Here is a 4,623-nt window from a genome sequence, read left to right as displayed (position 1 = left end):
AGGGCATGCCGCCCACGACGACGGCAATGCGCAGGTCTTTGAGATGGGCGCCATAGGCTTTGGTGGCATCGGCCACTTGCATGGCCAGTTCGCGGGTGGGGGTCAGCACCAGCACCTGCACGCCGGCGCCTTTATTGGCGGGCATGCCGGCGATGCGGTTGAGCGCCGGCAGCATGAAGGCGGCGGTCTTGCCGCTGCCGGTTTGCGCCGACACCATCAAGTCCTTGCCCTGCAAGGCTTTGGGAATGGAAGCCAGCTGTACCGGGGTCGGCTCGGTGAAGCCCGTCTTGGCGATGGCCGACAGAATAGAGGGCTCAAGACCCAGGTTTTCGAAAGACATGCGAGATCCTTTGCCGTTGCGTAACGGCATGCACTGGCGCGGGGCGTAGATTGAGAGCCCGTGCGCTGGTTGATTGGAGCATCGTGCCGACCAATCAACCTCATGTGCAGCGTGTGCGTGGCACAGGCAACGGAAAAGGCTCGGGGGTCAGGGAGCGATGGCGTTCGACATGGGTGCTGAGGTTTCAGTCAACTGCTATGACACAGCATGCGCTGTATGAAAATGTCGACGCATTGAAAATGCAGTGCGGCAATTATAGGCGGGTTTCATGCATTAGGGAAAGTACCATGTTGTAACAAAACGACGGCAAGCGGTTGTTTTTACGGTGATTGCGCGTTTACAGCGTGTCCAGCACGTCGCGCAGCGTGGCGTGGTAAGAGGTCAGCAGGTTGTCCTGCTGCTCGCGGAACACGTCCCAGGCAAGCTGCTGCTCGAAGCTGCGTTCGCGCGCGGGGGCCCAGACGGCATCAGGGTAGCGGCTGTCCAGCGGCCAGCGCGGTATGACGTGCCAGTGGACGTGCGGAACGTAGTTGCCGAATTGCGCCAGGTTGACCTTGACGGGCATGAGCTCGTGGCGCATGACGCTTTCCACCATCCAGACCGCGTCCATGATGGACTGGCGGTCTTGTTGATCCAGGTCGGTCATCTCGGCGATGTGGTCGTTCCAGATCACGCGGGTGAAGCCCGGAAAGTCGGGCTCGCCCGCATCGATGACGCGCAGCTTGTCGTTGCGCCACAGCACGTCATGGTCGTTTTCGGGGTTGCACAGTGGGCAGTTGCCGGAATGCATGGGAGGTCTCGGTGTTTCCTGGTTGGAAGGCGCCGCCGGCGCCGCGACAAAGCCGCGTTGCGGCGGGCTGGATCAGTAGAACAGCTCCTGCAGCGCCAGGCCGGGCTCCTCGGCACGCATGAAGCGCTCGCCGACCAGGAAGGCGTCGACCTTGTGCGACCGCATGAGGGCGACGTCGTCGCGGGTAAGGATGGCGCTTTCGGTGACGACGCGCTTGCCCTCGGGGACCAGGGGCAGCAGGTCTATGGTGTTTTGCAGCGAGGTCTCGAAGGTGCGCAAGTTGCGGTTGTTGATGCCCAGCAAGCTGGTCTTCAGCTGCAGGGCGGTTTCCAGCTCGGCCTGTTCGTGCACTTCCACCAGGACATCCATGCCCAGTTCGATGGAAAGGCTTTCCAGTTCGATAAGCTGGGTTTTACTCAGCGCGGCGACGATCAGCAGTATGCAGTCGGCGCCCAGGGCGCGGGCGTGCACGATCTGGTAGGGGTCGATGATGAAATCCTTGCGCAGCACCGGCAGCGAGCAGGCGGCGCGGGCCTGGCGCAGGTAGTCGTACGAACCCTGGAAGAACTGCACGTCGGTCAGCACGGAAAGGCAGGCCGCGCCGTGCGCCGCGTACGAGGCGGCAATTTCGGCCGGGTTGAAGTTTTCGCGGATGACGCCCTTGGACGGCGAGGCCTTCTTGATTTCGGCGATGACGCCCGGCTTGCCCTGGGAGATTTTTTCTTCGATGGCCCGGATGAAGCCGCGCACGTCCTTGCGATTCTTGGCCTCGCGCAGCAGGTCGGCCTCGCTGCGCATCTGGCGGGCCGTTGCGACCTCGGCCTTCTTGGTGTCGAGAATTTTTTTCAGGATGTCGTTCATGATTGCAGCTTTTGAGTATAGGTGCGGAATTCCTCGAGCTTGGCCCGGGCCGCCCCGTTGGAAATAAGCTCGAATGCCTTGTCCAGGCCCTCGCGTATGGAGTTGGCCTTGTTGCCGGCATAGATGGCCAGGCCGGCGTTGAATCCGACGATGTCGCGCGCCGCGCCGGGAACGTTTTCGAGCGCCTGCATGATCAGTGTAGCCGACTCGTCGCGATTGCTCACCTTGATCGAGCGGTTGGACATCATGGACATGCCGAAATCCTCGGGGTGGATTTCGTACTCGCGGATGGTGCCGTCCTTGAGTTCGCCCACGAGCGTGGGGGCGCCCAGCGAAGCTTCGTCCATGCCGTCCTTGCCGTGCACGATGAGCACGTGCTTGGAGCCCAGGCGCTCCATGGCGCGAACCTGGATGCCGACCAGGTCGGAGTGGAACACGCCCATGAGCTGGTTGGCGGCGTTGGCGGGGTTGGTGAGCGGGCCGAGGATGTTGAAAATGGTCTTGACGCCCAGTTCCTTGCGGATGGCGGCCACGTTCTTCATGGCGCCGTGATGCGCCGGCGCGAACATGAAGCCGATGCCGGTCTGTTCGATGCTCTCGGCGATCTGCTCGGGAGACAGGTTGATGTTGATGCCCAGGGCCTCGACCACGTCGGCGCTGCCGGAGGACGACGACGCGCTGCGTCCGCCGTGCTTGGCGATTTTGACGCCGGCGGCGGCGGCCACGAACATGGAGGCGGTGGAAATATTGAAGGTGTTGGAGCCGTCGCCGCCGGTGCCGCACATATCGAGCAGGTTGCCGGGGTCGGGGGTATGCACTTGCAGGGCGAATTCACGCATGACCTGGGCCGCCGCGGTGATTTCGCCGATGGTCTCTTTTTTGACGCGCAGCCCCATGATGAGGGCGGCGGCGATTTGCGGCGAAAGCTCACCGCGCATCAGCAGGCGCATCAAGTGCAGCATTTCGTCGTGGAAGATTTCGCGGTGCTCGATACAGCGGGCCAGGGCTTCGGTGGGGGTGATGGCGGTGGTCATTGTTATTCCTTTTATTGAATTGTCAGAAAGTTGCGCAGCAGCGCGTGGCCGTGCTCGCTGAGTATGGATTCAGGATGGAACTGTACTCCGTAGACGGGCAGGGTCTTGTGGCGCACGCCCATGATCTCGCCGTCTTCGCTTTCGGCGGTGATCTCCAGGCAGTCGGGCAGCGAACCGCGTTCGATGGCCAGCGAGTGATAGCGCGTTACGGTAAAGGGCGAAGGCAGGTCCTTGAAGACGTCGGAGCCCGTATGGGTAATGGCCGAGGTCTTGCCGTGCATCTGCGTCTTGGCGCGGATGATGTTGCCGCCGTAGGCGGCGCCGATGGCCTGGTGGCCCAGGCATACGCCCAGAATGGGCACCTTGCCTGCAAAGGCCTGGATCAGCGCCACGGAAATGCCCGCCTCGGCCGGCGAGCAGGGGCCGGGCGAAACGCAGATGCGGGCCGGTTGCAGGGCGGCGATTTCCTCGACGGTGGTCTGGTCGTTGCGCAGCACTTTTACCTCTTCGCCCAGTTCGCCGAAATATTGAACCAGGTTGTAGGTAAAGGAATCGTAGTTATCGAGCATCAATAGCATGGCGGGTCTCCGATGGGCATTAGATAGGTTCGTCCAGGCCGAACTGGACCTTCTCGGCGGCGCGCAATACGGCGCGCGCCTTGGCCTCGGTTTCCTGCCATTCTTTTTCGGGGTCGGAGTCGGCCACGATGCCGGCGGCCGCCTGCACGTACAGCATGCCGTCCTTGACGATGCCGGTGCGGATGGCGATGGCCACGTCCATTTCGCCGCTGTAGCTCAGGTAGCCGGCGGCGCCGCCGTAGATGCCGCGCCGCACGGGCTCGAGCTCGTCGATGATTTCCATGGCGCGCACCTTGGGGGCGCCGGTCAGCGTGCCCGCGGGGAAGGTGGCGCGCAGCACGTCCATATTGCTCATGCCTTCGTTCAGCACGCCGCTGACGTTGGAAACCAGGTGCTGCACGTGCGAGTAGCGCTCGATGGTCATGGTGTCGGTCACCTTGACCGAGCCGGTTTGCGCCACGCGGCCCACGTCGTTGCGCGCCAGGTCGATGAGCATGACGTGTTCGGCGCGTTCCTTGGGGTCGGCCTGCAGCTCGGCGGCCAGCGCAGCGTCTTCGGCGGGGGTGCCGCCACGCTTGCGCGTGCCCGCCAGGGGACGGATGGTGACCAGGGTCTGGTCGCGATCGGCTTCGGTAATGGTTTCCTGGCGCACTAGGATTTCAGGCGACGAGCCCACGACGTGGAAGGTGTCGAAATCCCAGTAGTACATATAGGGCGAGGGGTTCAGCGAACGCAGCGAACGGTACAGCGACAGCGGCGAATCGCGGTAGGGCTTGGCGATGACCTGGCTGATCTGCACCTGCATGAGGTCGCCGGCGGCGATGTATTCCTTGGCCTTGAGCACGGCGGCCAGGTAGTCTTCCTTTTTGAAGTCGCGCCGGGAGTCGGTTTGCAGGCTGGAATAGGCGTAGGGAATGACGACCGGCATGCGCAGCTTTTCGCGTAGGTCCTTGATGCGCCGCCGGGCGTTGGCATAGGCCTCGGGCTGTTGCGGGTCGGCGTAAACGACCAGGTAGGTGC

General features: G+C 62.9%; 6 protein-coding genes. All 6 read right to left on the bottom strand.

The genetic code is table 11. The features are described from left to right. Positions 1-340: DEAD/DEAH box helicase (locus VNT00_RS06470; protein ID WP_325585673.1), on the bottom strand; the 340-nt coding region annotated here is incomplete at its 3' end. Between the two features lie 337 nt (positions 341-677). Further along, on the bottom strand, positions 678-1,130 hold the full coding sequence (locus VNT00_RS06465) for an HIT family protein (protein WP_325585671.1): 453 nt from the start codon (positions 1,128-1,130) through the stop codon (positions 678-680). Between the two features lie 72 nt (positions 1,131-1,202). Then, positions 1,203-1,991, bottom strand: a complete 789-nt coding sequence (gene trpC, locus VNT00_RS06460; RefSeq protein WP_325585670.1) for an indole-3-glycerol phosphate synthase TrpC — start codon at positions 1,989-1,991, stop codon at positions 1,203-1,205. Further along, a complete protein-coding gene (trpD, locus tag VNT00_RS06455; RefSeq protein WP_325585668.1) occupies positions 1,988-3,025 on the bottom strand; it encodes an anthranilate phosphoribosyltransferase in 1,038 nt (345 codons plus the stop codon). Before trpD ends, trpC begins: the two co-directional genes overlap by 4 nt. Before the next feature lie 11 nt (positions 3,026-3,036). Continuing rightward, on the bottom strand, positions 3,037-3,603 hold the full coding sequence (locus VNT00_RS06450) for an aminodeoxychorismate/anthranilate synthase component II (RefSeq protein WP_325585666.1): 567 nt from the start codon (positions 3,601-3,603) through the stop codon (positions 3,037-3,039). 19 nt (positions 3,604-3,622) lie between these two features. Beyond that, a partial coding sequence (locus VNT00_RS06445; protein ID WP_325585664.1) for an anthranilate synthase component I family protein occupies positions 3,623-4,623 on the bottom strand: 1,001 nt, incomplete at its 5' end.

The organism is Eoetvoesiella sp., from assembly GCF_035555955.1.
Classification (GTDB): domain Bacteria; phylum Pseudomonadota; class Gammaproteobacteria; order Burkholderiales; family Burkholderiaceae_B; genus Eoetvoesia.
Note: the sequence above shows the minus strand (reverse complement) of the source record. Positions and strands in the feature narration are given on the sequence as shown.

Coding starts and splice junctions, on each gene's coding strand:
- VNT00_RS06465 (WP_325585671.1), bottom strand. CDS start 1,130: ATGCATTCCGGCAACTGCCCACTGTGCAACCCCGAAAACGACCATGAC.
- trpC (WP_325585670.1), bottom strand. CDS start 1,991: ATGAACGACATCCTGAAAAAAATTCTCGACACCAAGAAGGCCGAGGTC.
- trpD (WP_325585668.1), bottom strand. CDS start 3,025: ATGACCACCGCCATCACCCCCACCGAAGCCCTGGCCCGCTGTATCGAG.
- VNT00_RS06450 (WP_325585666.1), bottom strand. CDS start 3,603: ATGCTATTGATGCTCGATAACTACGATTCCTTTACCTACAACCTGGTT.